Annotated in this window: 24 protein-coding genes and 1 tRNA gene; 10 read left to right on the forward strand and 15 right to left on the reverse strand. The window is 69.9% G+C overall.

All coding sequences use genetic code 11. From position 1 onward, the window contains the following. Window positions 1-8 precede the first annotated feature (8 nt). The 5 genes from E2L08_RS17230 to E2L08_RS06340 all read right to left on the reverse strand — a co-directional run bounded on the left by E2L08_RS17230 (window position 9) and on the right by E2L08_RS06340 (window position 4,830). The gene (locus E2L08_RS17230; RefSeq protein WP_133396225.1) at window positions 9-1,712 is read right to left on the reverse strand and encodes an ABC transporter permease; all 1,704 of its coding nucleotides are present in this window, start codon (window positions 1,710-1,712) and stop codon (window positions 9-11) included. Between the two features lie 91 nt (window positions 1,713-1,803). Beyond that, a complete protein-coding gene (locus E2L08_RS06325; RefSeq protein ID WP_133396226.1) occupies window positions 1,804-2,106 on the reverse strand; it encodes a DUF1330 domain-containing protein in 303 nt (100 codons plus the stop codon). Window positions 2,107-2,182: 76 nt separating this feature from the next. Then, window positions 2,183-3,334 (reverse strand): extracellular solute-binding protein, encoded by a 1,152-nt coding sequence (locus E2L08_RS06330; RefSeq protein WP_133396227.1) that lies wholly within the window; start codon window positions 3,332-3,334, stop codon window positions 2,183-2,185. Between the two features lie 82 nt (window positions 3,335-3,416). Next, window positions 3,417-4,514, reverse strand: a complete 1,098-nt coding sequence (locus E2L08_RS06335) for an ABC transporter ATP-binding protein (protein ID WP_370450651.1) — start codon at window positions 4,512-4,514, stop codon at window positions 3,417-3,419. A gap of 230 nt (window positions 4,515-4,744) precedes the next feature. Further along, window positions 4,745-4,830: transfer RNA gene (locus E2L08_RS06340), tRNA-Leu, on the reverse strand. Between the two features lie 51 nt (window positions 4,831-4,881). Here E2L08_RS06340 and lipB point away from each other — a divergent pair. After that, window positions 4,882-5,619: a lipoyl(octanoyl) transferase LipB gene (gene lipB / locus E2L08_RS06345; RefSeq protein ID WP_276321522.1), complete on the forward strand. Its 738-nt coding sequence runs from the start codon at window positions 4,882-4,884 to the stop codon at window positions 5,617-5,619. A gap of 38 nt (window positions 5,620-5,657) precedes the next feature. Here the strand turns inward: lipB and E2L08_RS06350 are convergent, their stop codons facing one another. Continuing rightward, the gene (locus tag E2L08_RS06350; RefSeq protein WP_240758134.1) at window positions 5,658-6,137 is read right to left on the reverse strand and encodes a nucleoside deaminase; all 480 of its coding nucleotides are present in this window, start codon (window positions 6,135-6,137) and stop codon (window positions 5,658-5,660) included. A 29-nt stretch (window positions 6,138-6,166) separates the two neighbouring features. On the opposite strand from E2L08_RS06350, the gene E2L08_RS06355 reads away from it, so the two are divergent. From E2L08_RS06355 to E2L08_RS06390, 8 genes are all read left to right on the forward strand, one after another. Next, the gene (locus E2L08_RS06355) at window positions 6,167-6,976 is read left to right on the forward strand and encodes a pseudouridine synthase (protein WP_133396230.1); all 810 of its coding nucleotides are present in this window, start codon (window positions 6,167-6,169) and stop codon (window positions 6,974-6,976) included. 75 nt (window positions 6,977-7,051) lie between these two features. Next, window positions 7,052-7,255 (forward strand): hypothetical protein, encoded by a 204-nt coding sequence (locus E2L08_RS06360; protein WP_133396231.1) that lies wholly within the window; start codon window positions 7,052-7,054, stop codon window positions 7,253-7,255. Further along, complete coding sequence (locus E2L08_RS06365) at window positions 7,255-8,148, forward strand: 5-bromo-4-chloroindolyl phosphate hydrolysis family protein (protein ID WP_133396232.1); 894 nt, start codon at window positions 7,255-7,257, stop codon at window positions 8,146-8,148. Before E2L08_RS06360 ends, E2L08_RS06365 begins: the two co-directional genes overlap by 1 nt. Before the next feature lie 3 nt (window positions 8,149-8,151). Continuing rightward, entirely contained in the window at window positions 8,152-9,363 is a 1,212-nt protein-coding gene (locus E2L08_RS06370) for a toxic anion resistance protein (RefSeq protein ID WP_133396233.1), read from the forward strand. 14 nt (window positions 9,364-9,377) lie between these two features. Further along, window positions 9,378-10,340, forward strand: coding sequence for a DUF2927 domain-containing protein (locus tag E2L08_RS06375; protein WP_133396234.1), 963 nt, complete (start codon window positions 9,378-9,380; stop codon window positions 10,338-10,340). An 83-nt stretch (window positions 10,341-10,423) separates the two neighbouring features. After that, window positions 10,424-11,539 (forward strand): SPFH domain-containing protein, encoded by a 1,116-nt coding sequence (locus tag E2L08_RS06380; RefSeq protein ID WP_133396235.1) that lies wholly within the window; start codon window positions 10,424-10,426, stop codon window positions 11,537-11,539. A gap of 94 nt (window positions 11,540-11,633) precedes the next feature. Continuing rightward, complete coding sequence (locus E2L08_RS06385; protein ID WP_133396236.1) at window positions 11,634-12,710, forward strand: TFIIB-type zinc ribbon-containing protein; 1,077 nt, start codon at window positions 11,634-11,636, stop codon at window positions 12,708-12,710. A gap of 13 nt (window positions 12,711-12,723) precedes the next feature. Continuing rightward, a complete protein-coding gene (locus E2L08_RS06390; protein WP_133396237.1) occupies window positions 12,724-13,650 on the forward strand; it encodes a carbohydrate kinase family protein in 927 nt (308 codons plus the stop codon). Here E2L08_RS06390 and E2L08_RS06395 read toward each other — a convergent pair. The 7 genes from E2L08_RS06395 to E2L08_RS06425 form a co-directional block, all read right to left on the reverse strand. Continuing rightward, window positions 13,647-14,216 (reverse strand): PqiC family protein, encoded by a 570-nt coding sequence (locus E2L08_RS06395; RefSeq protein WP_133396238.1) that lies wholly within the window; start codon window positions 14,214-14,216, stop codon window positions 13,647-13,649. The two genes, E2L08_RS06390 and E2L08_RS06395, sit on opposite strands and share 4 nt — an antisense overlap. 1 nt (window position 14,217) lies before the next feature. Continuing rightward, window positions 14,218-17,049, reverse strand: a complete 2,832-nt coding sequence (locus E2L08_RS06400; RefSeq protein ID WP_133396239.1) for an MlaD family protein — start codon at window positions 17,047-17,049, stop codon at window positions 14,218-14,220. Beyond that, entirely contained in the window at window positions 17,046-17,618 is a 573-nt protein-coding gene (locus E2L08_RS06405) for a paraquat-inducible protein A (protein WP_240758143.1), read from the reverse strand. Before E2L08_RS06405 ends, E2L08_RS06400 begins: the two co-directional genes overlap by 4 nt. Before the next feature lie 53 nt (window positions 17,619-17,671). After that, a complete protein-coding gene (locus E2L08_RS17235; RefSeq protein ID WP_240758135.1) occupies window positions 17,672-18,337 on the reverse strand; it encodes a paraquat-inducible protein A in 666 nt (221 codons plus the stop codon). 88 nt (window positions 18,338-18,425) lie between these two features. Continuing rightward, entirely contained in the window at window positions 18,426-20,120 is a 1,695-nt protein-coding gene (ade, locus tag E2L08_RS06415) for an adenine deaminase (protein WP_133396242.1), read from the reverse strand. Then, window positions 20,120-20,356 (reverse strand): Lrp/AsnC ligand binding domain-containing protein, encoded by a 237-nt coding sequence (locus tag E2L08_RS06420; RefSeq protein ID WP_133396243.1) that lies wholly within the window; start codon window positions 20,354-20,356, stop codon window positions 20,120-20,122. Before E2L08_RS06420 ends, ade begins: the two co-directional genes overlap by 1 nt. A 94-nt stretch (window positions 20,357-20,450) precedes the next feature. Continuing rightward, window positions 20,451-21,650: a PQQ-dependent sugar dehydrogenase gene (locus tag E2L08_RS06425; protein WP_133396244.1), complete on the reverse strand. Its 1,200-nt coding sequence runs from the start codon at window positions 21,648-21,650 to the stop codon at window positions 20,451-20,453. Between the two features lie 140 nt (window positions 21,651-21,790). On the opposite strand from E2L08_RS06425, the gene E2L08_RS06430 reads away from it, so the two are divergent. Next, on the forward strand, window positions 21,791-22,435 hold the full coding sequence (locus E2L08_RS06430) for a Rho termination factor N-terminal domain-containing protein (RefSeq protein WP_133396245.1): 645 nt from the start codon (window positions 21,791-21,793) through the stop codon (window positions 22,433-22,435). Between the two features lie 314 nt (window positions 22,436-22,749). Here E2L08_RS06430 and proS read toward each other — a convergent pair whose 3' ends face one another. After that, on the reverse strand, window positions 22,750-24,084 hold the full coding sequence (gene proS / locus E2L08_RS06435) for a proline--tRNA ligase (protein ID WP_133396246.1): 1,335 nt from the start codon (window positions 24,082-24,084) through the stop codon (window positions 22,750-22,752). A gap of 103 nt (window positions 24,085-24,187) precedes the next feature. Then, window positions 24,188-24,991, reverse strand: a complete 804-nt coding sequence (locus tag E2L08_RS06440) for a glycosyl transferase (RefSeq protein ID WP_133396247.1) — start codon at window positions 24,989-24,991, stop codon at window positions 24,188-24,190. Window positions 24,992-25,085 lie beyond the last annotated feature (94 nt).

The following is a 25,085-nucleotide window of genomic DNA, read 5'->3' on the forward strand; positions in this document are numbered from 1 at the left end:
CGCGTTCCTTATCCCAGGCTCACGTTATCGATGCCGACGATCTTGTCGTAGATGTAGTAGAGCACCAGCACGACCGCGAGCAGGATGGAGCCCAGCGCCGCGGCCAGCCCCCAGTTCAGCGATTGCGAGATATGATAGGCGATCCGGTTCGAGATGAACGTGCCGGTCGTGCCGCCCACCAGTTCGGGGGTGATGTAATAGCCGATGGACAGGATGAAGACGAGGATGCAGCCCGCCCCGATCCCCGGCACCGATTGCGGGAAATAGACCCGCCAGAACGCGGTGAAGGGCGTCGCGCCGAGGCTCTTGGCCGCGCGGACGTAATAGGGCGGGATCGTCTTCATCACCGAGTAGAGCGGCAGGATCATGAAGGGCAGCAGGATATGCGTCATCGCGATGATCGTGCCGGTCTGGTTGTTGATGAGTTCGAGCCGGTTGTTGTCGGCCACGAGCCCGATCCACACGAGCACGTCGTTGATGACGCCCTGTTGCTGGAGCAGCACCTTCCACGCGCTGGTGCGCACCAGAAGCGATGTCCAGAAAGGCAGCAGCACGAGGATCAGCAGCAGGTTCGAGGTGCGCAGCGGCAGGTTCGACAGCAGGAACGCGATCGGATAACCGAGCAGCACGCAGCTCCCCATGATGACGAGCGACATGAACAGCGTGCGCTGGAACAGCAGGATGTAGATCTGCTGGTCCTCGGGCTGTTTCTCGACGCCGTTGGGGGTCAGTTGCAGGTCGATGGAGGACAGGAAATATCCCGCCGTGTAGGGGTCGGAGAAGGACTGGATCGTGCCCCAGACCTCGGGATTGCCCCAATCCTCGTCGATCTCGAGGAACCCCTCCCGCGCGCTCGCGGTCTCGAACCCCGGCACCGCGTCGCGCGCGGCGGCGATGAGCCGGCCGGCCTCGCCCGCGACACCCTCGCCATGGCCGGCTATCAGGTCCTCGTAGAGCGCCTGGTAGACGATGGGCCACGGCTCTTCCTCGGTGGGCGAGTCCTCGTTCTCGACCTGGATCACCTCGGCGAACCGCTGGTAGAGCGGCGCGGCCACCGGGAACGCCTCGCCCGCGGCGGGGTCGAGCCGGAACCGCGGCTCGGGGCTGTCGAAATCGCGGTCGGCCTCGGCCTGCGCGGCCCAGTCGGCCTGCGCCTCGATCCAGTCCGGCGCCGCCATCAGCGCGACCCATGTGCCCGGCTCTTCCCAGGCGGGGTCCAGCGCCTCGAACTGGTCGAGATAGACCTCGCCGATCTCGTCCACGTCGCGGCCGGTCTTGCGGAACAGCGACGACAGGCCCGTGGTCTCGTAGTTCAGCCGCGATCCCAGCCGCGTGTGCAGCTTTTGCTCGGCCGCGATGACCAGATCGGCGGCGAGCGCGCGGAACACGACCTCGTCGGGGGTGCCCTCCCCCTCCCAATCCTCGAGCGCGAGAACGGTGCGCGGCAGGGTCTCGCTCACGATCTGGTTCTCGACCGAGCGGAACAGCATGTCCGCGATGGGCAGGATGAAGGTGATGAGGATGAACAGCAAAAGCGGCGAGATCAGCCCCAGCGCCCGCAGCTTCTGCGCCCTGAGCGCGCGGCTCAGCGACTGCTTGAGCGGGCGCCCGTCGGCGGCCAGCACCGGCCCCGCGGCGCGGTCGGCATCGCGTAGCGCATTGTCGGGCGTGGCGCCCGTGAACTGGTCCGGGCCGGTCGCGCTGTCGGTCATGATCTCGTCTCTTTTCCGCGGGCGCGGCCCGCTTTCGTGTCGGCCGCCGGGTGCGACCGGATCGGGGCGGCCCGCCTCGCGCGGTGCCCCGTCATTCGGTGCCTTCGACCAGGACCATGGTCGACCGGGCGCAGCGGCGCCGGATTTCGGCGACCTCCTGGTAGGCGGGGTCGTCGAAGGCGGCCTTGGCGGCCTCGAAGCTGTCGAACTCGATCACGACATGGCGGGTCTTGGCCATCGCCGCCGCGTCACCCTCGCGGTTCTCGTATCGTCCGCCCCGCACGACGAACCGCCCCCCGTGGCCCTGCAACACCGGCGTGTCGCGCGCGACGTATTCGGGGTAGCCCTCGGGGTCGGTCACCTCGATATGGCCGATGATATAGCCCTTTGGCATGGGTTCGGTCCCGTCTGGTCCTGCGGGTTCGGGGATGCACGGGGGCAAGCGGAACGCCCGCCCCCGCGCGTGTGGCTTACTGCGTCAGCCAGGACTGGAACTTGGCGTCCAGGTCGTCGCGGTAATCGGCCCACCATTCGTAGTTCTGAACGAAGGCGTTGGTGGCATTGGCCGGGTTGGTCGGCATGTGCGGCGCCATGTCGATGCCGAGCTCGGCATGCTGGCCCACCAGCGGGGCCGAGCTGTCGCGCGCCGGGCCGTAGCTGATGTATTTCGCCTGGTCGGCCAGACGCTGGGTATCGGTCGCGAACCACAGGAAATCCTTGACGCGGTTCAGCGCCTCCTCCTCGAGCCCCTCGGGGATGATCCAGCCGTCGAGGTCATAGGACTGCGCGTCCCACATCATCTCGACCGGCTGATCCTGCTCGGCGATCAGGCTGAAGAGACGCCCGTTATAGGTCGAGCCGAACACGACCTCGCCATCGGCGAGGAGCTGCGGCGTATCCGCGCCCGAGGTCCACCACACGGTCTGGTCCTTGATCGTGTCGAGCTTGTCGAAGGCGCGCTGCTGCCCCTCTTCGGTCTCGAGCACGTCATAGACGTCCTCGAACGCCACGCCGTCGCAGATCAGCGCCCATTCCATGTTGTTATGCGGCCGCTTTTCCAGCGAACGCTGGCCGGGGAAGGTCTCGGTGTCGAACACGTCGCAGATCTCGGTGGGCGCGTTGCCGTTCCATTCGTCGACATCGGTGCGATAGCCGAAAGTATAGGAATAGGCGATCTGCGGGATGAAGCAGTCGCTCACCAGCATGTCCTCGCCGAAATCCTCTTCGGCCGAGGTGCCGTCGGGCGCGGGGGCCGCGATCTCGTTGATATCGACCTCCATCGCGAGGCCCTCGTCGCAGAGCCGCATGGCGTCGGCCGCGGTCACGTCGACCAGGTCCCACGACAGGTTGCCGGCCTCGTCCATGGCGCGCAGCTTGGCGACCGCCTCGCTCGACGATTCGTCCCAGACGATCGTCACCTCGGGGTGCATTTCCTGGTAGGGCTCGACATAGGCCTTGAGCTGGCTGTCCTGATAGGCGCCGCCCCAGGAGACGATGGTGATCTCGTCGGCCATGGGCTCGCCCGCGACGGGGCTGTTCGGGGTCTGGCCGTCCTGGGCAAAGGCGCCGGTGGTGGCGACGGCAAGTGCCGCGGAACTCATCATGAGTGTCTTCAGTTTCACGTCATTCTCCATGTTGTTCGGCCCGTTGCGGAGTTTGTCCTTCGTCTTCGGGCAAGTAACGAAGGTTGCGGCCACGCCCCGATCAGGGATCGAGCGCGCGGCAATCCTGCGGCAGCCAGCCCAGCTTGACCTTCTGGCCGGGGCTGAGCCGGACCTGGTCGGCGCGATTGCGGGTCTTGACGATGAAATCGTCGCGCCCGGCCACGCGCAGGCGGGTGCGGAACACGTCGCCCATGTAGATGAACTCGAGCACCTCGGCGTCCAGCGTGTGCGAATCGGGACCGAGATCGGGGTCGATCTCGACCCGCTCGGGCCGGATCGAGACCAGCGTGCGATCGCCCACGTTCGAGACGTTGACCGGCAGCGCGTCGATCTCCTCGCCCGAATCGAGCTGGACGATGCACTTGTCGCCCGAAAGCTGGCTCACCGTCCCGTCGAGCGTGTTGTTCTCGCCGATGAACTGGGCCACGAAACTGTTCTGCGGCGCCTCGTAAAGCTCGTCGGGCGGCGCGAGCTGCTGGATGCGCCCGTCGTCGAACACCGCGACCCGGTCTGACATGGTCAGCGCCTCGGTCTGGTCGTGGGTGACATAGACGACCGTGATCCCGAGATCATGCGCCAGCCGCGTGATCTCGAATTGCAGCGTCTCGCGAAGCTGCTTGTCCAGCGCGCCCAGCGGCTCGTCCATCAGCACCAGCTCGGGCTCGAAGACCAGCGCGCGGGCCAGCGCGATACGCTGCTGCTGCCCGCCGGAAAGCTGCGCGGGACGGCGGCCGCCGAAATCGCCCATCTGCACCATGTCGAGCGCGCGGCGGATCTTCTCCTCGCGCTCGGACTTGCCCATCTTGCGCACCTCGAGCGGAAAGCTCAGGTTCTCGGCCACGCTCATATGCGGGAACAGGGCGTAGTTCTGGAACACCATCCCGATGCCGCGCTTGTGCGGGGGAATGTTGTTGATGGGCTGCCCCTTGAGGCGGATCTCGCCATGGGTGGCGCTCTCGAACCCGGCCAGCATCATCAGGCAGGTCGTCTTGCCCGACCCCGAAGGCCCCAGCATCGTCAGGAATTCACCCTTGGGCAGGGTGAGGTTCAGATCCTTCACGACAAGCGTTTCGCCGTCATAGCTTTTCTGAACGCGTTCGAACTGCACGAACGCGTCGTCTGCTTGCGTATCCAGCAAGGGCATTCCCCGTTTTGCTGCCGCTGTTTGCCGCGGCGTTGACGACCAGCAAACACAACGTCCCGCCATAATGCAAGCCGAAGGTCGCGCGCCTCCGGTGCGGCGGGGCGTTCCGGGTCGATCGCGCCGGATGGCCGCGATTTTCGGGAAATCCGCCCGCAAACCGGGCGCGGCGCCTCGGCCGGGCCGATAGCGCCACCGTCGCAGGGGGGGATGACCCGGCCGGGGGGTGGTGCGGTTGAGAGGACTTGAACCTCCACGGGTGTTACCCCACAGCGACCTCAACGCTGCGCGTCTACCATTCCGCCACAACCGCACGTGGCCCCTCGGCTCGGGTGGGGGCGATGTAGCGAAACGCCCGCACGATGTGAAGCGGTTTTTCACCCCCCTTTTTCCCGCCCTCCGAACCGCCTATTCCGCGGCCATGGTCGAATGGATGATCAGCGACGCGCCCGTGCCCTACGCGCAGGCGCTTTCCCTCATGGAGGACCGCGCCACGGCGATTCGCGCCGGCCGTGCGGAGGAACTCGTGTGGCTGCTCGAACACCCGCCCCTCTATACCGCCGGAAGCTCGGCCCGCCCCGAGGATCTGCGCGATCCCGACCGGTTCGAGGTCCACCACACAAGGCGCGGCGGGCAATACACCTATCACGGGCCGGGCCAGCGCGTGGCCTATGTCATGCTCGACCTCGCCGCGCGGGGCCGCGACGTGCGCGCCTTCGTCCGCGCGATGGAGGCTTGGGTGATCGCCACGCTCGACCGCTTCAACGTCGCGGGCGAGATCCGGCCGGGCCGCGTCGGCGTCTGGGTGGTCCGCCCCGACCGCCCGCGCCTGCCCGCCACGGGCGCGCCCGCCGAGGACAAGATCGCGGCCATCGGGGTGCGGCTGCGGCAATGGGTGTCGCTTCACGGGCTGTCGATCAATGTCGAGCCGGACCTGTCGCATTTCGACGGCATCGTGCCCTGCGGCATCACCGAGCACGGCGTGACGAGCCTTGTCGATCTGGGGCTGCCGGTGACGATGGGCGATCTCGACGCGGCGCTGCGCACGACCTTCGCCCCGATCTTCGAGGCGCCCGACAGCCCTGTTTCGCGCCGGCCCTGATCTCTTCTCTTGCCAAATACCCTGGGGGAGCCGCCCGGTCACGGGCGGCGGGGGCGAAGCCCCTGCCGGCGCCCGGCAAAGAACGCGCGCAACAGCGCCGCGCAATCCTCTTCGGCGATGCCGCCGAGGATTTCGGGGCGGTGATGGGACTGGGGGTGCGAAAAGACCCGCGCACCGTGGATGACGCCGCCCGACTTGGGATCCTCGGCGCCAAAGACCAGCCGCGCGATCCGCGCCGCGGTGATGACGCCCGCGCAGGCCGCGCAGGGCTCGAGCGTGACCCACATCGCGCAGCCCGGCAGCCTCTCGGCCCCCGTGGCGGCGCAGGCGGCGCGGATGGCCTGCACCTCGGCATGGGCCGAGGGGTCGCACAGCGCGCGCGTCTCGTTGCCCGCCGCGCCCAGCACGCGCCCGTCCGGCGCGACCACCACCGCGCCCACGGGCACCTCGCCGCGGGCGGCGGCGGCGCGCGCCTCGGCCAGGGCGCGATCCATATGGCTGACGAAGGGGCTTTGCATGGGGCGTCACTGGCCCTATCCCCGGCCCCATGACAAGCCCCGACACATCCCCCCCGCGCCCGCAGGGCGACCGCATCGCCAAGGTGATCGCCCGCGCGGGCCGCGCCTCGCGCCGCGACGCCGAGCGCCTGATCGCCGAGGGGCGCGTCACCGTGAACGGCAAGCGCATCGACAGCCCGGCGCTGAACGTCACCGCCGCCGACCGGGTCGAGGTCGACGACACCCCGCTCGTCGCGCCCGAGGGGCCGCGGATATGGCTCTATCACAAACCCGCGGGGCTGGTGACGACGGCGCGCGACGAAAAGGGCCGGCCCACGGTCTTCGACGCGCTGCCGGCCGATCTGCCGCGGGTGATGTCCATCGGGCGGCTCGACCTCACCTCCGAAGGGTTGCTGCTGCTGACCAATGACGGCGCGGTCAAGCGCCGGCTCGAGCTGCCCTCGACCGGCTGGCTGCGCAAGTATCGCGTCCGTGCTCGCGGCACGCCCTCGGATGCCGATCTCGCGCCGCTTCGGCGCGGCGTCACCATCGAGGGCGAGCGGTTCCAGCCGATGGAGGTCTCGATCGACCGCCAGCAGGGCGGCAACGTGTGGCTCACCGCCGGCATCCGCGAGGGGCGCAACCGCGAGATCCGCCGCGCCTTCGAGTCGATCGGGCTGCCGGTGAACCGGCTGATCCGCATCTCCTACGGGCCGTTCCGGCTGAACGATCTCAAGCCCGGCGCCGTCGAGGAGGTCAAGTCCCGCGTCGTGCGCGATCAGCTCGGCCTGCCCGGCCCCGAGGGCGAGGGCGAGGCGCGCGCCAAACCCCGCCGCTCGCGCGGGCCGCGCCGCGGCTGAAGGGCGCGCGCGGGGTGGCGGCGCGCCGTCGCGGTGCCTATATCGGGCAACGACCCTGACGGACCCGCGCGCCCCATGTGGAGACTGATCGCCGCCGCCGCCCTGCTGATGCTGGCCCTGACGCTGCTGTTGCGCGCGCTCGAGGCGCTCGGCCGGGTCGCCCGGCCGCTGGGCCGCGCCCTCGACCCCTGCCGTGCCGGAGCTTCGCCCATGCAACGCGTTTCCTTCGTCTGCCTCACCGCGCTGATCCTCTATGCCGCGATCTGGGGGGCCGGCTGATGGCACGGCGCTATGGCGGCGCGCACAGCCCCACCCCGCCCGAGGGGACGCCCGCGCCCTCGCCCTGGGACGGCAAGCGGCGCTCGCGCATCGGGGCGCGGGTCAACGCGCTTTTCGTGGCGCCGGTGCCGCTGCTGGTCACGGCCTTCTTCCAGCCGCCCGCGGGGCTTCTGGCCGATCTCGCCGCCTTCTTCGTGCTGATGCTCGCCGCGTGGATGACGCGCGAAGGCCTTCGCGCGCAAGAGGCGTTCGAGGCCCGCGCCGCCGCCCGCCGCCCCGCTTTGCCCCGCAAGATGCTGGGTGCGGCGCTGACGGGGGCGGGGCTGGCGCTGGCGGGGCTGCCCGACCCGGTGGCGGCCGCGATCTTCGCGGTGCTGGGCGTGGCGCTGCATCTCGGGGCCTTCGGGCTCGACCCGCTGCGCGACAAGCGCGCGGGCGGCGCCGACGACTACCAGACCGACCGCGTCCTGCGCGCCGTCGATGGCGGCGAGGCGCACCTGGCCGCCATGCGCGCCAGCGCCGCGGCCCTCGGCGATCCCGAGGTCGCGCGCCGCGTCGAGGGTTTCGCCGCCACCGCGCGGCGGCTCTTTCGCCAGGTCGAGGCCGATCCGCGCGAATTGCCCGCCTCGCGCCGCTGGCTGGGGGTCTACCTGCTGGGCGCGCGCGACGCGACCGAGGCTTACGCGCGGCTCGCCGCCCGCGCGCCCGCGCCGCAGGCCCGTGAGGATTATCTCGCATTCATCGACGATCTGGGCCATGGATTCGCGCAACGCACCGAAACGCTGTTGCTGGACGACCGGGCCGACATGGATATCGAGATCGACGTTCTGCGCGACCGGCTCGCGCGCGAGGGCGTGCTGGCCGATGGCCGGCGGACCACCACGGGGGACTGATCCATGACCGACACGCCGGGCGCCGCGCCCAAGACCGCCACCGCCGCCACCGCCGAGCGCGACAGCCCCGAGGTCGCGCGTCTCGCCACCTCGACCCTGCCCGAGCCCGCGCCCGAGCTGACCGAGTTCCACGCCGCGACCGGCGACACCAGGGCCGCCATCGAAAAGCGTCTGGCCGAGCTCGACATGGGCGATTCCGGCTCGATCATCGGCTTCGGCGCCAATGCCCAGACCGAGCTGCAAAAGATCAGCCAGGCCATGCTGAGCGACGTGCGCAACAAGGAAACCGGCCCCGCGGGCGACAGCCTGCGCGAGATGGTGACGGCGATCCGCGGCTTTTCGGCCCAGGAACTCGATATCGGCCGCAAGCGGTCCTGGTGGGAAAAGCTGATGGGCCGCGCCGCGCCGATGGCCCGGTTCGTCGCCCGCTACGAGGACGTGCAGACCCAGATCGACGACATCACCGCGGGCCTTCTGGAACACGAGCACCGCCTGCTCAAGGATATCAAGGCGCTCGACCTGCTCTATGAAAAGACGCTCGATTTCTACGACGAGCTCGCGCTCTACATCGCCGCCGGCAGCGAAAAGCTGCGCCGCCTCGACGCCGAGGACATCCCCGCCAAGGAGGCCGAGCTGGCCTCGCAGGGCGAGGATGCGGACGGCGTCCTCGTGGCCCAGCAACTGCGCGACCTGCGCGCGGCGCGCGACGATCTCGACCGGCGCGTGCACGATCTGCGGCTGACGCGGCAGGTCACGATGCAGTCCCTGCCCTCGATCCGGCTGGTGCAGGAAAACGACAAGAGCCTCGTGATGAAGATCAACTCGACGCTGGTGAACACCGTCCCGCTCTGGGAAACCCAGCTGGCCCAGGCTGTCACGATCCAGCGCAGCGAGGATGCCGCCGACGCCGTGGCCGCAGCGGGCGACCTGACCAACGAGCTTCTGACCTCGAACGCGCGCAACCTGCGGGAATCCAACGCCAAGATCCGCGAGGAGATGGAACGCGGCGTCTTCGATATCGAGGCGGTCAAGACCGCGAATGCCGAGCTGATCGCCACGATCGAGGAATCGCTCCAGATCGCCGACGAGGGGCGCGCGGCCCGCCTGGCCGCCGAGGCCGATCTCGAACGGCTCGAGGCCGAGCTGCGCCAGACGCTCGGCGCCGCGCGCGCGGGCGGCACCGCGGCCGCCACATCCGGCGCGCCGCGGGCCTGATGCCGGCCCGACCGATGACGGGACGAACGGCTTGCGGCGCCGCCCTGCTGGCGCTGTCGATGGCCGCCTGCGCCGAGCCCCCCGCGCCCGCGCCGCAGGCGCCGCCTGCGCCGCCCCAGGCGGCCGAGCCGCCGAGCCTGCGACCCGCGCCGCCCCCCGCGCCCGGCCCCTCGGCCGAAAGCGCGGCGCTGGCGGCCTATTACCAGCGCGTCGAACGCGATCTCGTGGCGCAGGGGCTGTTGCGCCGCGACGGCGGCGGGCCCGACACGCCCTTCGACGCCGAGGATCTCGCCGAGACCTTCATCAAGGTGGCGCTCTACGAGGAATACAGCGCCAATACCGGCCTCCTGGTGGCGCGCCAGACCGAAAGCCGCCTGCATCGCTGGGCCGCGCCGGTGCGCATCGACCTGCGCTTCGGCGCCTCGGTTCCCGCCTCGGTGCAGGCCGCCGACCGGGCGCAGACCCGCCGCCTCGTGGCGCGGATCGCCGCGGCGACCGGGCATCCGGTGACGCTGGGCGGGTCCGAGGGCAATTTCACCGTCTTCGTCGTGAACGAGGACGAACGCCGCGCGCTCGGCCCCGAACTCCTCGCGCTGGCGCCGGGCCTGTCGGGGGTGGCGCTCGATTCGGTGATCGACATGGCGCGTTCGAACTATTGCGTCGTCTTCGCCGTCGATCCCGGCAACACCGGCACCTACAGCCGCGCCGTGGCCATCGTGCGCAGCGAACATCCCGACCTGCTGCGCCTGTCCTGCCTGCACGAGGAAATCGCGCAGGGCATGGGGCTTTCCAACGACAGCCCCACCGCGCGGCCCTCGATCTTCAACGACGACGAGGAATTCGCGCTTCTGACCACCCATGACGAGCTGCTGCTCAAGATGCTCTACGATCCGCGGCTGCGCCCCGGCATGACCGTCGCCGAGGCCGCGCCCATCGTGCGGGCCATCGCGCGCGAACTCGTGGGCGGCGAGGCCTGAGCGCGCGGCCCGCGCAACAAGCGTTTGTCACCCCGCCGCCCGCCGCGCTAAGACGGCGCCAGGACCCCGCAAAAGAGGCCGCCATGCCCATATTCGATTTCCTCTCGGGCCAGTTCATCGACGTCATCCACTGGACCGACGACACGCGCGACACGATGGTCTGGCGCTTTCCGCGCGAGGGCCACGAGATCAAGTACGGCGCCAAGCTGACCGTGCGCGAGGGGCAGGCGGCGGTCTTCGCCCACGAGGGGCAGCTTGCCGACGTGTTCACGCCGGGGCTCTACCTGCTGGAAACCAACAACATGCCGGTGATGACCTCGCTCCAGCACTGGGATCACGGCTTCCGCTCGCCTTTCAAGTCCGAGGTCTATTTCGTCGCCACCACCCGCTTCACCGATCTGAAATGGGGCACGCGCAACCCGGTCATGCTGCGCGATCCCGAGTTCGGCCCCACCCGCGTGCGCGCCTTCGGCACCTACAGCGTCAAGGTGACGGATGCGGGGCGGTTCCTGTCCGAGATCGTGGGCACCGACGGCGAGTTCACCAGCGACGAGATCACCTTCCAGATCCGCAACATCATCGTCCAGCAGGCCAGCCGGGCGATCGCGGCCTCGGGGATCCCGGTGCTCGACATGGCCGCGAACACGGGCGATCTCGGCCGGCTCGTCGCCGCCGAGATCAGCGCGACCGTGGCCGAGTACGGGCTGACCATCCCCGAGCTCTATATCGAGAACATATCGCTCCCGGCGGCGGTCGAGGCCGCGCTCGACCGGCGCACCTCGATGGGGGTGGTGGGCGATCTGGGCCGCTACACGCAGTTCCAGGCCGCCGAGGCGCTGACGACCGAGGGCGCGGCCGGCGGCGCGATGGCCACGGGGCTGGGCGCGGGGCTGGGGATCGAGATGGCGCGCGGCCTCGCCGGCCCCTGGGGGCCGCGCCCCGCCACGACACCCGCCGCGGCCCCGCCCCCGCCGCCCCCGCCGCCGGTCGAAAAGGTCTGGCACATCGCCCATGGCGGCGCGACCGAGGGGCCCTTTTCGACGGCGCGCATGGGCCGCATGGCCGGCGAAGGCGGCCTGACCCGCGACAGCCTCGTCTGGACGCCGGGCCAGGACGGGTGGCAGCGCGCCGAGGACGTGACCGAGCTTGCGCGCCTTTTCACCGTGATGCCGCCGCCCCCACCGCCCCCGGCGGGCTGAACGCGCCCGCGCGCCCCTCGATGAACGACGCCATGATTTTCCCTTCCGGAAATATCCCGGGGGTCCGGGGGCAGCGCCCCCGGCGCGCGCGGCCATGAAGGACACGCGCTTTCCCTGCCCCGCCTGCGGCGCCGACATGCGCTTCGACCCGCGTCTGGGGGCGCTGTCCTGTGACCATTGCGGCCATACCGAGGATCGCGAGGGGCCGGCCCCGCCCGCGATTCGCGAGCTCGATTTCGAGGCGGCGCTCGGCCGCCACCTGCCGCGCGCCGAGACCGAGGACCTGCGCATCTCGCATTGCCCCTCCTGCGGCGCCGATATCGTCTTCGACGAGGGGGTCCACGCCACCGAATGCCCGTTCTGCGCGACGCCGGTCGTGGCCGACAGCGGCACGCATCGCCACTACCGCCCCGCCGCGCTCATCCCCTTCGCCCTGACCGAGCCCGAGGCGCACAAGGCCATGTCGGACTGGCTGGGGCGGCTGTGGTTCGCACCGAACGGGCTGCGGAAATACGCCCGCAAGGGGCGGCGCATGCGCGGCACCTATGTCCCCTACTGGACCTTCGACGCCCGCACCCAAAGCAGCTATCGCGGCGAGCGCGGCACGATCTATCACGAACGCCGCACGGTCATGCGCGACGGCAAGCGACAGACCGTCATGGTGCAGCGGATCCGCTGGACCCCGGCGGCGGGCCGCGTCGCGCGCGATTTCGACGACGTTCTGGTGCTGGCCTCGGACTCGCTGCCGCGCGCCCATACCGACGCGCTCGAGCCATGGGATCTGAGCGGGCTGGTTCCCTATGCGCCCGACTACATCGCCGGTTTCACGGCCGAGAGCTACGGCATCGACCTGCCCGAGGGCTTTGTCGCCGCGCGCGAAAAGATGGATGCGCAGATCGCGCATGACGTGCGGTTCGACATCGGGGGCGACCGGCAGCGCATCCACGCGATCAAGACCGACACCCGCGACGTGACCTTCAAGCACGTTCTTCTGCCGGTCTGGATCGCGGCCTACGGGTTTCGCGGCACGACCTATCGCTTCGTCGTCAACGGCCAGACCGGCCGGGTGCAGGGCGAACGGCCCTTCTCGGCATGGAAGATCGCGGGCGCGGTGGTGGCGGGGCTTATCATCGCGGGGCTGGCGGGATACCTCTGGGCGATGGCAGGCTAGGCGGGCGGAACGGATGATCCTGAATTGCGGCGAGGCGCTGATCGACATGCTCCCGCGCGAGGCGCGGACGGGCGAGCCCTGTTTCGCCCCCGTGCCGGGCGGCGCGGTGTTCAACACGGCCATCGCATTGGCGCGGCTCGGCGCGGCCTCGGGGTTCTTTTCGGGCCTGTCGCGCGACCTTTTCGGGCAGATGCTGACGCGCGCGCTGGACCGCGACGGCGTGACCTCGCGCGCGGCGCTGTCGGACCGGCCGACGACGCTGGCCTTCGTCACGCTCAGCGCCGAAGGGCAGGCGCGCTACGCCTTTTACGACGAGAACACCGCCGGGCGGATGATCGCCCCCGGGGACACGCCGCCGCTGGACGGGATCGAGGCGCTGTTCTTCGGCGGCATCTCGCTGGTGGTCGAGCCTTGCGCGGCCACCTACGAGGCGTTGCAGCAGGCGGCGGTGGCGGCCGGGCTGCCGGTGATGATCGACCCCAATATCCGGCCCGGCTTCGTCACGGACGAACCCGGCTATCGCGCCCGGCTCGGCCGGATGATCGCGCGGGCCGACGTGGTCAAGATCTCGGACGAGGATCTGCACTGGCTCCGGGGTCCGGGCGACGCGGTCGAACTGGCGCGCGGGCTTCTGGACGAGGGGCCGCGGCTGGTCTGCCTCACCCTCGGGGCCGAGGGGGCCGTGGGCGTGACCGCCCGCCACGAGATCCGCGTGCCCGCCCGGCGCGCGGTGGTCGTCGACACGGTGGGCGCGGGCGACACGTTCAACGCGGGTGTGCTGGCCGCGCTGTCCGAAGCAGGGCGGCTGACGCGGGCGGGGCTCGCCGCGCTCGACGCGGACGCGATCGGGGCGGCGCTCGACCTCGGCGCGCGGGCGGCGGCCGTCACGGTGTCGCGCGCGGGGGCCAACCCGCCGCGCCGCGACGAATTGCCCGGCTAGAGCCCGTCGGCCGCGATCTGGCGGGCCAGCGCCTCGATCACGCGGGCGCGGGCGGCCGCGATCGAGCCGGTGGTGAGCGCGTCATAGGGCGCCGACAGGTCAAAGCTGCGCGCCGCCTCGCGCCCGTCGATATCGGTCGCGGCGACGAAATACTGACCGGTTATGCGGAACGTCCCGTCATTCTGGGCGAGCGCACGGGCGAATCGCACGTCGAGCCGCGCATCGGGCCGTTCGTAGAACGGCCATGGCTCGGCCGCGGCGCGGGCACGGGTGATCTGGGCCAGCGTCATCGCCAGCCCTTCGGTAAAGGACCGCGTCGGATCGTCGGCCCAGAGCAGGTTGTCGTTGCTGGCCAGCGCGCCCTCGGGGGTCTCGAAATAGATGACCTCCTGGTTCGCGTAGAGCGGCAGGGACACGTCCTGCACCTCGACGCTGCCCACCGAGACGGGCACCCGCGCGGCGTCGCCGCGCGCCACCGCGGGCGGGGCATCGATGCGAAAGACCGGCGCCCCGCAGGCCCCCAGCAGCGGCAGGGCGAGGATGGCGGCGGCGAGCGGTTTCATCATGTCAGCGTCCAAACAGCAGCGAGTTGGGGGAACGTTCGATCTGGCGGGCGAGAGAGTCCACCGAGGATGCGGCCTGCCGGATCTCGCGCAGGGCCGAGCGGACCTGCGTGCCGAGCGGCCCGTCGGACTGGTAGCCCCCGACGACGTCGCCGGTGCGCGTCAGCAGCGCGCCCACATCGTCGAGCAGCAGGGGCAGACGGTCGGCCGCGTCCCCGATCGATGCCAGCGCGTCGCTGGCGTTCTCGACCACGCCGCCCTCCTGGATCTGGACGAGCAGGCGATTGGCCTCGTCCAGCGCATCCGACAGCGCGCCGGGCAGGCGCTGCGTCTCGGCCGACGAGATCAGCGCGTCGGCGCTTTGCAACAGGGTGCTGGCCCGCGCACCGATTTCCTCGAGCGGCAGGTCGGCGGCATCGTTGACGAAAAGCTCGATCCGGTCGGCGACGCGCTTGGCGCGCTCGGCGATCTCGGGGGCGGTGTCGGCGGCGGCGGCGAGGCTTTCGGCGGCGCGCCGCGCCTCGTCCAGCACCGGGCGCAGCGCGGCCACGATATCATTCACCGCGGTTTCCGTGGCGATGAGCGTGTCGTTGGCCTGCGCGATCAGCCCCGATTCGGCCAGCTGCGCGACCAGCCCCCGCGCCTCGGACAAAAGCGCGTTCACCCGCTCGGGCACGGCCTGCGTGCTCTCGGCCGAGGCGATCACGTCGATCGAGGTCAGCAACGAGTTGAGATTGGCGATCACCGCGTCGAGCGGCAGGTCGTTCAGCCCCAGAACGAAGGTGTCGAGATCGGCGGTCAGGCGTTCGACATTCTCGACCACCTCGGGCACGCCGTCGATGGTGGCCTGCGCGGTGACGAGCGCGCGCTGCGCCTCGTCGAGCAGCGGCCCGACCCGCGCGGAAAGCTCGGTGACGGCGGCGCGCGCCTCGTCGAGCGTGGCGGTCGCGGTCTCGACCAGCCCCGCGGCGCGGATCTCGGCCACGAGCCCCTCGACCTCGCCCAGAAGGTCGGAGACGTCGCCCGTCAATCCCTGCGTCGCGGGGGCGGCCAGCAATTCGCGCAGCGCGGCGACGCTGCCCTCGACCTCGGCCACGACCGATTCCAGCGGCAGGCGGTTCACCGTGGCGATCAGGGTCTCGATCTCGGCCACGGCCGCATCGACGGTCGCCAGCGTCTCGGGCATCTCGTCGACGGCCTCGTAGACGGCATTGGCGGCCTCTTCGGCGGCGTCAAGCGCCGAGACCAGCGCCGCGACGGCATCGGCCTCGGAAAGCTGGCGCACCACGCCCTGAAGCTCTTCGGCGGTGGATTGCAACGCGCCCATCGTGCCCGCGGCCTGCCCGGGCAGGCCCTGAATGGCGTCGGACGCGATCAGCGCGCGGATATCGCCCAGGAGCGCCAGCACCTCTTCGGGGGTCTCGATCACGCCCTCGCTCGACAGCAGGCGGTTCACGTTCACCATCACGCGGTTGGCGTTGTCGAGAAGTTCCTCGATGGGCAGCGCGTTGACGCGGCGGAACACGCCCTCGGCGGTATCGGTGAAATCCGAGATCTCGGCGGGGATGCTGGGCAGGCGGGGATAGGGCTCGGCCTCGACCTCGATCGCGGCGGGGGGCACGTCGTCGAACTGGTCGAGCGACACCTGGAGCCCGCCCAGCAGGCTCGCGCTCTGCAACTGCGCGCGCAGCCCGTTGGCGACGGCGAATTGCAGGAAATCGAGCACATCCTCGGGCGCGGCATCGGGCTCCAGCCCCATCTGCCCCGGCTGAAGCTCGAGCGTCACCAGAAGCCGCACGCCGCCGTCGCCGAACTGCGTCTCGTCGAGGATACCGGTCAGCGCGGCGACCCGCCCGACGCGGATGCCGCCGAACTCGACATTGGCGCCGACCTCGAGGCCGGGCACGGAATCGTCGAAGACCACGGTAAAGCTGACCGGCTCGCCGCCGGTATTGCCAAAGACCGAGGCCCGCGCGGCCTCGGCTTCGGGATAGAGGCGGAACACCGGGTTCTCCGCCAGGCCCGCGCCGCCCGAAACGCTGGTCTCGAAGGCGACGCCCCCCGACACCAGCGAGGACAGCGAGTTGACGTCGAGCGTGGCACCCTGCGCGCCGAAGCGGAAGGTGAACCCCGACGTGTCCCAGAACCGCGTGGCCGAATTGACCAGCCGGCTTTCGGGCGCGCGCACGAAGGCGTCGGCGATGACCGACACGCCGTCCTCGGCCAGCCGCAGGTTGCCCACCCGGCCCACGGTGATCCCGCGATAGAGGATCGGCGCATTGTCGTTCAGCCCCGTGGCGTCGGTGCCGCGCAGCTGAAAGGTCACGCCCTCTTCGGCATAGACGTTGAGCGGCGCGCGGGCGAGCCCGGCAAAGGTCGTGGGCGCGTCGTCCGCGGCGATGGTGCTGTCCCAGGCGCCCTGGATATAGACACCGCCCAGCACGGTATCGAGCCCGGTGACGCCCTGCGCCGACACCTCGGGCGAGACGATCCAGAACTTGGCGTCGGCGTCGATATAGGGGGCGATGTTCTGGTCCACGAGCACGTCGATCAGCACCGATTCGAGGTCGTCGGTAAAGGTGACGGTCTCGACCACGCCCACCACCACGTCGCGATACCTCAGCTGCGTCTCGTCGGCGCGCACCCCCGAGGCGTCGGCAAAGCGTAGCTGGATCAGCGTGCCGCGATTGGCATAACTCTGCCAGACCACGGCGAGCGAGATCAGCAGCGCCACGACGGGCACCAGCCACACGATCGACACGCGGCTGAGCAGCGACCGGCGCGCGGTCTCGATCTCGGGCTCGGCGGCACCTGCGCCGGCGGAATTGTCGCTCATGGAGTCTCGCTCGTCAGGTGATTGTCGGGCCCCCGGCCATCATGGTCCCAGATCATGCGGGGATCGAAGCTCTGCGCGGCGAGCATGGTAAAGATGACCGACAGGGCAAAGGTGATCGCGGCCGGCCCCGGCGTGATCGACGCCGCGAAGTTGAGTTGCACCAGCGCGGCAAGGATCGCAACCACGAAGACGTCGATCATGGACCAGCGGCCGATGAACTCGACCACCTCGTAGAGGCGGTGGCGGTGATGGGGATGCAGCCGCTCGGGGCGGCGCACCGACCAGGCGAGGAACCCGATGGCCACGAACTTGCCCACCGGGATCGCGACCGAGGCAAAGAGGATGACGAAGGCGATGCCATAGCTGCCGTGCTGGGCCAGCTCGATCGCGCCCTCGATGATGGTGCTTTCGGTATGGGTGAACAGCACCTGCGTCTTGAGCATCGGAAAGATGTTGGCCGGGATATAGCAGACGATCCCGACGATCATCCACGCCCAGACCCGCTGGAGCGATCGCCAGTCGCGCGAATGAAGCTCCGAGCCGCAGCGCGCGCAGCGCGTCTCGCCCATGGGCCAGACGCGGGTGCAGCGGGTGCAGGCCACGAGCCCCGCGCCGCGGGCCGTCACCGGTTCCGCGTGTCGTCCAGTGCTTTCCAAATCGTCCACCTGCACATGATCCCGTCCTGGAACACGATGACAACCACCAGCGCCGCGAACATCCAGAACGCGACCCCGAATTCGACCCGAGCAAGATCGGACACCTTTACCAACGCGACCGCGCAGCCGATCACGAAGATCTCGGCCATCGACCATGGCCGCAGATCCTCGGAGAGGCGGAACATGTGGCGCGCCCCCGGCAGGGGCCGCCGCCCCGCGGCCAATGGCGCCAGGACATAGATCACCAGCGCCGCACGCAGCAACGGTATCAGCACGATGAAGGCCGCGACAAGCACCGCGAGCGTCGCCATGAACCCGCCGTCGAGAAAGGCCAGCGCCGTGTCGAGGATCGACGCCTTGTTGGTAAAGCCCTGCACGTTCACCGCGAGAAACGGAAAGAACATCGCCGCCACCATCAGGATCACGATGGTAAGCGCCAGCGCGATCACCCGCAGATAGGCGTTCGTGCGCGGCGCGATCAGCACGGTGTGGCAGCGTGCGCAGCTTGTCCTCTGGCCGCGCCCCGGCATCCGCGCGTGAAACAGCGCGTCGCATTGCGGGCATGCGATCAGCTCGTCCAGCGGCAGGCTGCCGGGCGGAAGGAGGGTCGTGGCGGCAGAACTGTCTGACATGGGCGCCATGATAGGGCCTTGGCGGCGAAATGGGCAGGGGGTCGGCGCGCGATGGCGGGCAAGGTGACGCGAATGTGCGGGCCGGGCCTCAGGGGATGATCTCGAACCGCTCGACATCGACCATCCCGCGATCGGTGATCTTGAGCGCGGGAATGACCGGCAGCGCGAGAAAGGCCAGTTGCAGGAACGGCTCGGGCAGCACGACGCCGAGCGCGCGGGCGGCGTCGCGCAGGCGCTCCAGCGCGGCGCGCACCTCTTCGAAGGGCGCGAGGCTCATCAGCCCGGCGACGGGCAGCGCAAGCTCGGCCCGGATGCGGCCGCCCTCGGCCACGACGAACCCGCCCTCGATCTGCGACAGGCGCCCGCAGGCCAGCGCCATGTCGTCGTAATCGACCCCCACGCAGGCGATATTGTGGTGGTCGTGGCACACGGTCGAGGCGATGGCGCCGCGCGCGATCCCGAAGCCCCGCACGAAGCCCGAGGCGACGTTGCCGTTGATCCCGTGCCGCTCGATCACCGTGATGCGGGCGAGGTCGCGGCCCGGATCGGGGCGCTTGTCGCCCTGTTGCGGGGCGATGTCCTCGGTCAAGTGATCGGTCAGGATCCGGCCCGGCCGCACCCCGATCACGGGGGTGGCCACCCGGTTGCCCGCCAGCCGGAACCCCTCGGCCGGGATCGCGGGCGCCCGGACCGAGTCGCGCCCGATGGGCGCGGGCGGCACCTGCGCGGCGAGCCGTTCGGGCGTCAGTTCGACCCCGGCGGACCAGACCGCGCGCGCATCGCACGCCGCCAGATCGCCCAGCGCCACGATATCGGCGCGCCGGCCGGGCGCGATCTGGCCGCGGTCGCGCAGCCCGAAGGCCTCGGCCGCCGAGAGCGACGCGATGCGATAGGCCACATGGGGCGCGACGCCGCCGGCGATGGCGCGGCGGATCATGGCGTCGAGATGCCCCTCTTCGCCGATATCGAGCGGGTTGCGGTCGTCGGTGCAGAGGCAGAGATAGGGCGAGAGACGCTCGTCCATAAGCTCCATCAGGGCGTCGAGATCCTTGGACACCGACCCCTCGCGGATGAGGATGCGGAAGCCCTTGGCCAGTTTCTCGCGCGCCTCGGCGGCCGAAGTCGCCTCGTGCTCGGTGCGGATGCCCGCGGCGGCATAGGCGTCGAGCCCCTCGCCCGTCAAAAGCGGCGCGTGGCCGTCGATATGGCCGTCGGCAAAGGCGGTGAGCTTTTCGACCATGTCGGGCGCTCCCGCGATGACGCCGGGATAGTTCATCACCTCGGCCAGCCCGTGGGCGGCGGGATGCCCCCTGAGCGCGGTGAGATCGGCCGCGTCGATCCGCGCGCCCGAAGTCTCCATGTCGGTCGAGGGCACGCAGGAACTGAGCATCACGCGGATGTCGATGGCCGCGGCACGGGCGGCGTCGAGCGCCCATTCCAGCCCCGCGACGCCAAGCACGTTGGCGATCTCGTGCGGGTCCCAGATGGCGGTCGTGATGCCGAGCGGCCCGACCAGCCGGGCAAATTCGTCGGGCGTGACCAGCGAGCTTTCGATATGCAGATGCGTGTCGATGAAGCCCGGCACCAGCACCAGCCCCGGCAGGTCGCGGATCTCGCGCCCGTCGCGCGCCGGCCCGACCGAGGCGATGATGCCATCCGCCACCGCCACGTCGCCCGCCAGCATCCCGCCGGTCACGACATCGAGGATGCGCGCGCCTTTCAGCACCAGATCGGCGGGCATGTCGCCGCGGGCGACGGCGAGGCGATGGGAGAGATCCGCCATCAGAAGGCCCGGAAGGTCAGCGTCGTCTCGGTCCGCTCGATCCCGTCGATATCGAGCAGGTTGTCATTGATGAACAGGCCGACATCGCGATCCTCGGGGATATAGAGCTTGAGCAGCAGGTCGAACGCGCCCGAGGTCGAGTAGAGCTCGGAGTGGATCTCGCGCAGCACGATGGCGTCGGCCACCCGGTAGGCGGTGCCGGGGCGGCAGCGGATCTGGACGAATACGCAGTTCATGGAGACCTCGTTGCTGGCGATCGCGGGTATTTCACCACCCCGCGCGCCCGAGGGCCAGCGCGAAAACCGCGCCCGGCCCCCTGCCCCGCCCGGCCTATTGCGCGTCCGACCGCGTCAGCCGCACCAGCGCGCCGTCGTCGAAATCGGTCAGCACGAGGATCGCGCCATCGCGGTCGATCTCGACATCGCGCACCCGGCCCAGGTCCTGCGCGAACCGGCCCTCGCCCGTGACGGTATCGCCGTCGAGCGTCAGCCGCACGACGCCGCCCACCACCAGCGAGGCCGCGAGCACGTCGCCCTGCCATTCGGGGAACATCTCGCCGTCGTAGAACAGCACGCCGCCCGGCGCGATCACCGGATCCCAGTAATAGCGCGGCTCGACAAAGCCCTCGGCGCGGGGTTCGCCGCTGCCGATCAGCGGGCCCTGGTACTGGCGGCCGTAGCTGACGACGGGCCAGCCGTAATTGGCGCCCGGCTCGATGCGGTTCAGCTCGTCTCCGCCGGCGGGGCCATGCTCCAGCCCCCAGAGCTCGCCCGTTTCGGGGTGGAGCGCGGCGCCCTGGATGTTGCGGTGGCCCAGCGACCAGATCTCGGGGGCCGCGCCCTCGGTCGCGACGAAGGGATTGTCCTCGGGGATCTCGCCCGTCAGCGTCACGCGCACGATCTTGCCATAGGTCTTGTCGAGATCCTGGGCATAGTCGCGATAGGTCTCGGTGAAATGCTCGCCCGTCGTGACAAAGGCATGGTCGCCGTCCAGCACGACGCGGCTGCCGAAATGCATGGCGTTGTCGGCCGGGGGCGACTGCACGAAGATGTCGGTCACGTCGCTCAGGCGGGTGCGGTCCTGCGACAGCGTGGCGCGCGCGGCGGCGGTGGCCGTGCCGCCCTCGACCGGTTTGGCATAGGTCAGGAAAATCGTGCCGCTCGTCTCGAAATCGTCGGCGAGCGTGACGTCGAGCAGCCCGCCCTGATCGCGGGCGACGACCTCGGGCAGCCCCTCGATCGGGTCCGAGACCTCGCCCTCGCGGGTGATGTGACGCAGCCGGCCGGGGCGTTCGGTCACGAGATATGAGCCGTCGGGCAGCACCTCGATCCCCCAGGGATGCGCGAGCCCGCCCGCCACGGTCTCGGTCTCGAGCGCGATCTCGTCCTCGATGATGGGCGCGCGGGTCTGGTTGTCGAAGGCCGGCTCGAACTCGGGCACGTTGCGCTCGCCCCAGTCGAACGGCGCGGCCCCGGCGGTGCTGACGGAAAGGGCGGCGAGGGTCGTGACGGCAAGGGCGGTCGGTCGCATGGGGGTCCTCCGGGGGGGGTTTGGGTCCAGCGCGGAACGCGGAAGGCCCCGCGCGCGTTCCGGGGATCGGCGATTTGTCGCGGGCGCGAACCGGGCGCGCGCTACGGCGGTTGGGCGCCGAACGACAGCGGAGGACCGGCATGACAGAGGCGAAACGGACCGACCCCGATCTGTGGGAAACGGTCAAGGACGAGATCACGCAATCGGACAAGGGCGGTGATCCGGGCCAGTGGTCGGCGCGCAAGGCGCAGATGGCGGTGCAGGAATACAAGGCGCGCGGCGGCGGCTATGCCGATGACGGGCCGGACCAGGACGACACCGACCTGCACGGCTGGACCGAGGAGGACTGGGGCACGAAATCGGGCGGGCAAAGCGGCGAGACCGGCGAGCGTTACCTGCCCGCAGAGGCGCGCATGGTCCTGACCGAGCACGAATATGCCCGCACGACCGCGCGCAAGAAGGACGGGTCGGGGCAATATGTCGATCAGCCCGAGGACGTGGCCGACAAGGTCGCGCGCATCAAGTCGGACGGCCCCACCCGCGAGATGCTGGAGGACCGCGCCCGCGACCTCGACATCTCGGGACGGTCGGGGATGACCAAGGACGAGCTGCACGACGCCATCGACGCGGCGACCGACGCGAACGGGCGCGCCGAGGGGTCGAGCGCCGCCCTGCGGGAGCGCACGAAAGGCGAGCTTTACGAGATGGCGCAGGAGCGCGGGATCGACGGCCGGTCGGACATGACCAAGGCCGAGCTGGTCGAGGCGCTGGCCGGGCAAGGCTGACCGTCGCGCGGGCGCCATGCGCAAGGCCCCGGACGCCCATGGGGCGCCGGGTTTGCCGGGATCACCGGGGGGGGCAGCGATGCTGCGCGGCCCCTTTATATCGTCCGTGAGGTCGGCGGCGCCGCCGGGTAAGGGCGCGAGCCATCGGGGACGGGGCGTCACCCCCGGCCGGTCATCTCACCGGTGAGACATCGCGGACGACACGCCCGATTGCCAGGCCGGGCGGGCCTTCCCCAGTCTCGCTGTACTTCACGTTGCGCGCGCCATGCCCTTATGCCGTAAAAACCTTGCGAAAGGGTTGAGAGCGCGCGCGGTCAGACGCCGTAGATCCCGGCCACGCGGTCGATGGCGGCCGCGACGGTCATTTCTTCGGACTCGCCGCTGCGGCGCGAGGTCAGCTCGACCTTGCCCTCTTTCACGCCGCGCGGCCCGGCGGTGATGCGCCATGGCAGGCCGATCAGGTCCATGGTGGCGAACTTGGCCCCGGCGCGTTCGTCGCGGTCGTGATAGAGCGGGTCGAGCCCGCGCGCGATCAGCCCGGCCTCGATCTGGGCGCAGGCCGCGTCGCAATCGGTGTCGCCCTGCCGCAGGTTGACGATGCCGCAATGGAACGGCGTCACGCCCTCGGGCCAGACGATGCCCTTTTCGTCGTGGCTGGCCTCGATCAGCGCGCCGGCGAGGCGGCTCACACCGATGCCGTGGCTGCCCATGTGGACCGGCACGGGCTTGCCGTCGGGGCCCTGCACGGTGGCGCCCATCGCGTCGGAATACTTGGTCCCGAAATAGAAGATCTGCCCGACCTCGATCCCGCGCGAACTGCGGCGCCGGTCCTCGGGCAGGGCCTCGAAAAGCGCGGGGTCGTGGGTCTCGTCGGTGCGGGCATAGGGCGCGGTCCATTCCTCGCAGATCGCGCGCAGCGCCGCGCGGTCGTCATAGTCGATATCGCGCGAACCGAGACTCAGATCGGCGATGGCCGCGTCGTAGAACACCTCGGATTCGCCGGTCTCGGCGAGCACGAGGAACTCGTGCGTGTCGTCGCCGCCGATGGGCCCGGAATCGGCGCGCATCGGGATCGCCTTGAGCTCGAGCCGCTCGTAGGTGCGCAGGTAGCTGACCATGTGGCGGTCATAGGCATACATCGCATCCTCGCGCGAGATGTCGAAATTGTAGCCGTCCTTCATGTAGAACTCGCGCCCGCGCATGACGCCGAAGCGCGGCCGGACCTCGTCGCGGAACTTCCACTGGATGTGGTAGAGCGTCAGCGGAAGCTCGCGGTAGCTGCCGACATGGGCGCGGAAGATGTCGGTGATCATCTCTTCGTTGGTGGGGCCGTAGAGCATGTCGCGGCCGTGGCGGTCGCGGATGCGCAGCATCTCGGGGCCGTAGGCGTCGTAGCGATCCGATTCGCGCCAGAGATCGGCCGGTTGCAGCGTCGGCATCAGCATCGGGATATGGCCGGCGCGCTGCTGTTCCTCGTGCACGATCCGCTCGATGTTCTTGAGCACCCGGAAGCCCAGCGGCAGCCACGAGTAGATGCCCGCGCTCGATTGCTTGATCATCCCCGCGCGCAGCATCAGCCGATGGCTGGCGATCTGGGCATCGGCGGGGGTTTCCTTGAGAACGGGCAGGAAATAGCGGCTGAGGCGCATGGGGCGGGCCTTTCGAGCGGGGTCGCGAGGGGATTAGGCCAAGGGCCGCGGGCCGGCAAGCGTCGCGACCCTTGGGTATTTGAAAAAGAGAAGAAAGGCGCGGTCATTCGCGCCAGTAGCGCGCCACCCATTCCGCCGGCCGCATGTAGTGGCGCAGGTGCTTGCCCAGGGGCTCGGGGCGGTCGGGGGAAAACGCGCGGGCGATGTGCTCGAGCGGCGATCCCGCGCGGTGGATCGCGCCGTAGCGCCCTTCGATGGCGTGTTGGGGATGCACCCCGCCGGGAAAGATCACGATGCGCGCGCGGTCGGGCTCGGACGGGGCAAGCGCGTAATTCAGCGGAAAGGGCCAGCGGCAATCCTGCCGGAAATGCGCGACCCATTCGCGCGGAAAGAGCTTGACCCCGCCCGGCACGTTGCGCGTCACGAAACGCTGCTCGAAGCGGTAGCGGGCGGCGATGCCGTGGGGGTCGGCGCGGAACTTGTCCTGGAGCGCGACGAGCCCGCCCACCGGAAAGCGGAACACGCTGGTCTGGCCCAGGCGCTCGAACGGGGTGGACTGGTTGCGCGCGAGGATCACGTCCTCGGGCGCGCCCTGGGCAAAGAACGGGTCGAGGCTGTCGCGGATGAGCAGGTCGAGGTCGAGAAACAGCACCGGCCCCGACAGCGACCCCAGCCGCGGCCCCCAGAGCCGCGACTTGGGCCAGATCCCCGGCCCCCCCGTGGGCAGCTCGTAATCGATGGGCGGCAGCGGCTCGGTCGCGATCTCGGGGCGGAAGCCCGCGGGATCGTCGCAAAAGCAGGTGAAGGAAAACGGCGGCGTGATGTTGCGCGCGACCATCGCGTAGAGCCGGTTGACGAAGGGCGCGCCGTATTTCGTGCCCCAGTTGATGCAGATCACCTGTTTCATGGCCCCGTCCTAGCCGTGCCGCGCGACATTGGCGAGGCTTGCAAGGCGGGGCCGTTCGCGTGAGAAGAGAGGGCTTCTCACATTCGAGGCGACC

The organism is Palleronia sediminis (assembly GCF_004358695.1).
Lineage (GTDB): Bacteria > Pseudomonadota > Alphaproteobacteria > Rhodobacterales > Rhodobacteraceae > Palleronia > Palleronia sediminis.

Bases quoted from the DNA above. Each gene is read 5' to 3' on its own strand.
- E2L08_RS06425 (WP_133396244.1), bottom strand. From the start codon at position 21,650: ATGCGACCGACCGCCCTTGCCGTCACGACCCTCGCCGCCCTTTCCGTC.
- E2L08_RS06375 (WP_133396234.1), top strand. From the start codon at position 9,378: ATGACGGGACGAACGGCTTGCGGCGCCGCCCTGCTGGCGCTGTCGATG.
- E2L08_RS06365 (WP_133396232.1), top strand. From the start codon at position 7,255: ATGGCACGGCGCTATGGCGGCGCGCACAGCCCCACCCCGCCCGAGGGG.
- E2L08_RS06355 (WP_133396230.1), top strand. From the start codon at position 6,167: ATGACAAGCCCCGACACATCCCCCCCGCGCCCGCAGGGCGACCGCATC.
- ade (WP_133396242.1), bottom strand. From the start codon at position 20,120: ATGGCGGATCTCTCCCATCGCCTCGCCGTCGCCCGCGGCGACATGCCC.
- E2L08_RS06370 (WP_133396233.1), top strand. From the start codon at position 8,152: ATGACCGACACGCCGGGCGCCGCGCCCAAGACCGCCACCGCCGCCACC.
- E2L08_RS06360 (WP_133396231.1), top strand. From the start codon at position 7,052: ATGTGGAGACTGATCGCCGCCGCCGCCCTGCTGATGCTGGCCCTGACG.
- E2L08_RS06430 (WP_133396245.1), top strand. From the start codon at position 21,791: ATGACAGAGGCGAAACGGACCGACCCCGATCTGTGGGAAACGGTCAAG.
- E2L08_RS06395 (WP_133396238.1), bottom strand. From the start codon at position 14,216: ATGATGAAACCGCTCGCCGCCGCCATCCTCGCCCTGCCGCTGCTGGGG.
- E2L08_RS06440 (WP_133396247.1), bottom strand. From the start codon at position 24,991: ATGAAACAGGTGATCTGCATCAACTGGGGCACGAAATACGGCGCGCCC.
- E2L08_RS17235 (WP_240758135.1), bottom strand. From the start codon at position 18,337: ATGTCAGACAGTTCTGCCGCCACGACCCTCCTTCCGCCCGGCAGCCTG.
- E2L08_RS06405 (WP_240758143.1), bottom strand. From the start codon at position 17,618: ATGGGCGAGACGCGCTGCGCGCGCTGCGGCTCGGAGCTTCATTCGCGC.
- E2L08_RS06420 (WP_133396243.1), bottom strand. From the start codon at position 20,356: ATGAACTGCGTATTCGTCCAGATCCGCTGCCGCCCCGGCACCGCCTAC.
- E2L08_RS06400 (WP_133396239.1), bottom strand. From the start codon at position 17,049: ATGAGCGACAATTCCGCCGGCGCAGGTGCCGCCGAGCCCGAGATCGAG.
- E2L08_RS06390 (WP_133396237.1), top strand. From the start codon at position 12,724: ATGATCCTGAATTGCGGCGAGGCGCTGATCGACATGCTCCCGCGCGAG.
- E2L08_RS06350 (WP_240758134.1), bottom strand. From the start codon at position 6,137: ATGCAAAGCCCCTTCGTCAGCCATATGGATCGCGCCCTGGCCGAGGCG.
- proS (WP_133396246.1), bottom strand. From the start codon at position 24,084: ATGCGCCTCAGCCGCTATTTCCTGCCCGTTCTCAAGGAAACCCCCGCC.
- E2L08_RS06385 (WP_133396236.1), top strand. From the start codon at position 11,634: ATGAAGGACACGCGCTTTCCCTGCCCCGCCTGCGGCGCCGACATGCGC.
- E2L08_RS17230 (WP_133396225.1), bottom strand. From the start codon at position 1,712: ATGACCGACAGCGCGACCGGCCCGGACCAGTTCACGGGCGCCACGCCC.
- E2L08_RS06325 (WP_133396226.1), bottom strand. From the start codon at position 2,106: ATGCCAAAGGGCTATATCATCGGCCATATCGAGGTGACCGACCCCGAG.
- E2L08_RS06380 (WP_133396235.1), top strand. From the start codon at position 10,424: ATGCCCATATTCGATTTCCTCTCGGGCCAGTTCATCGACGTCATCCAC.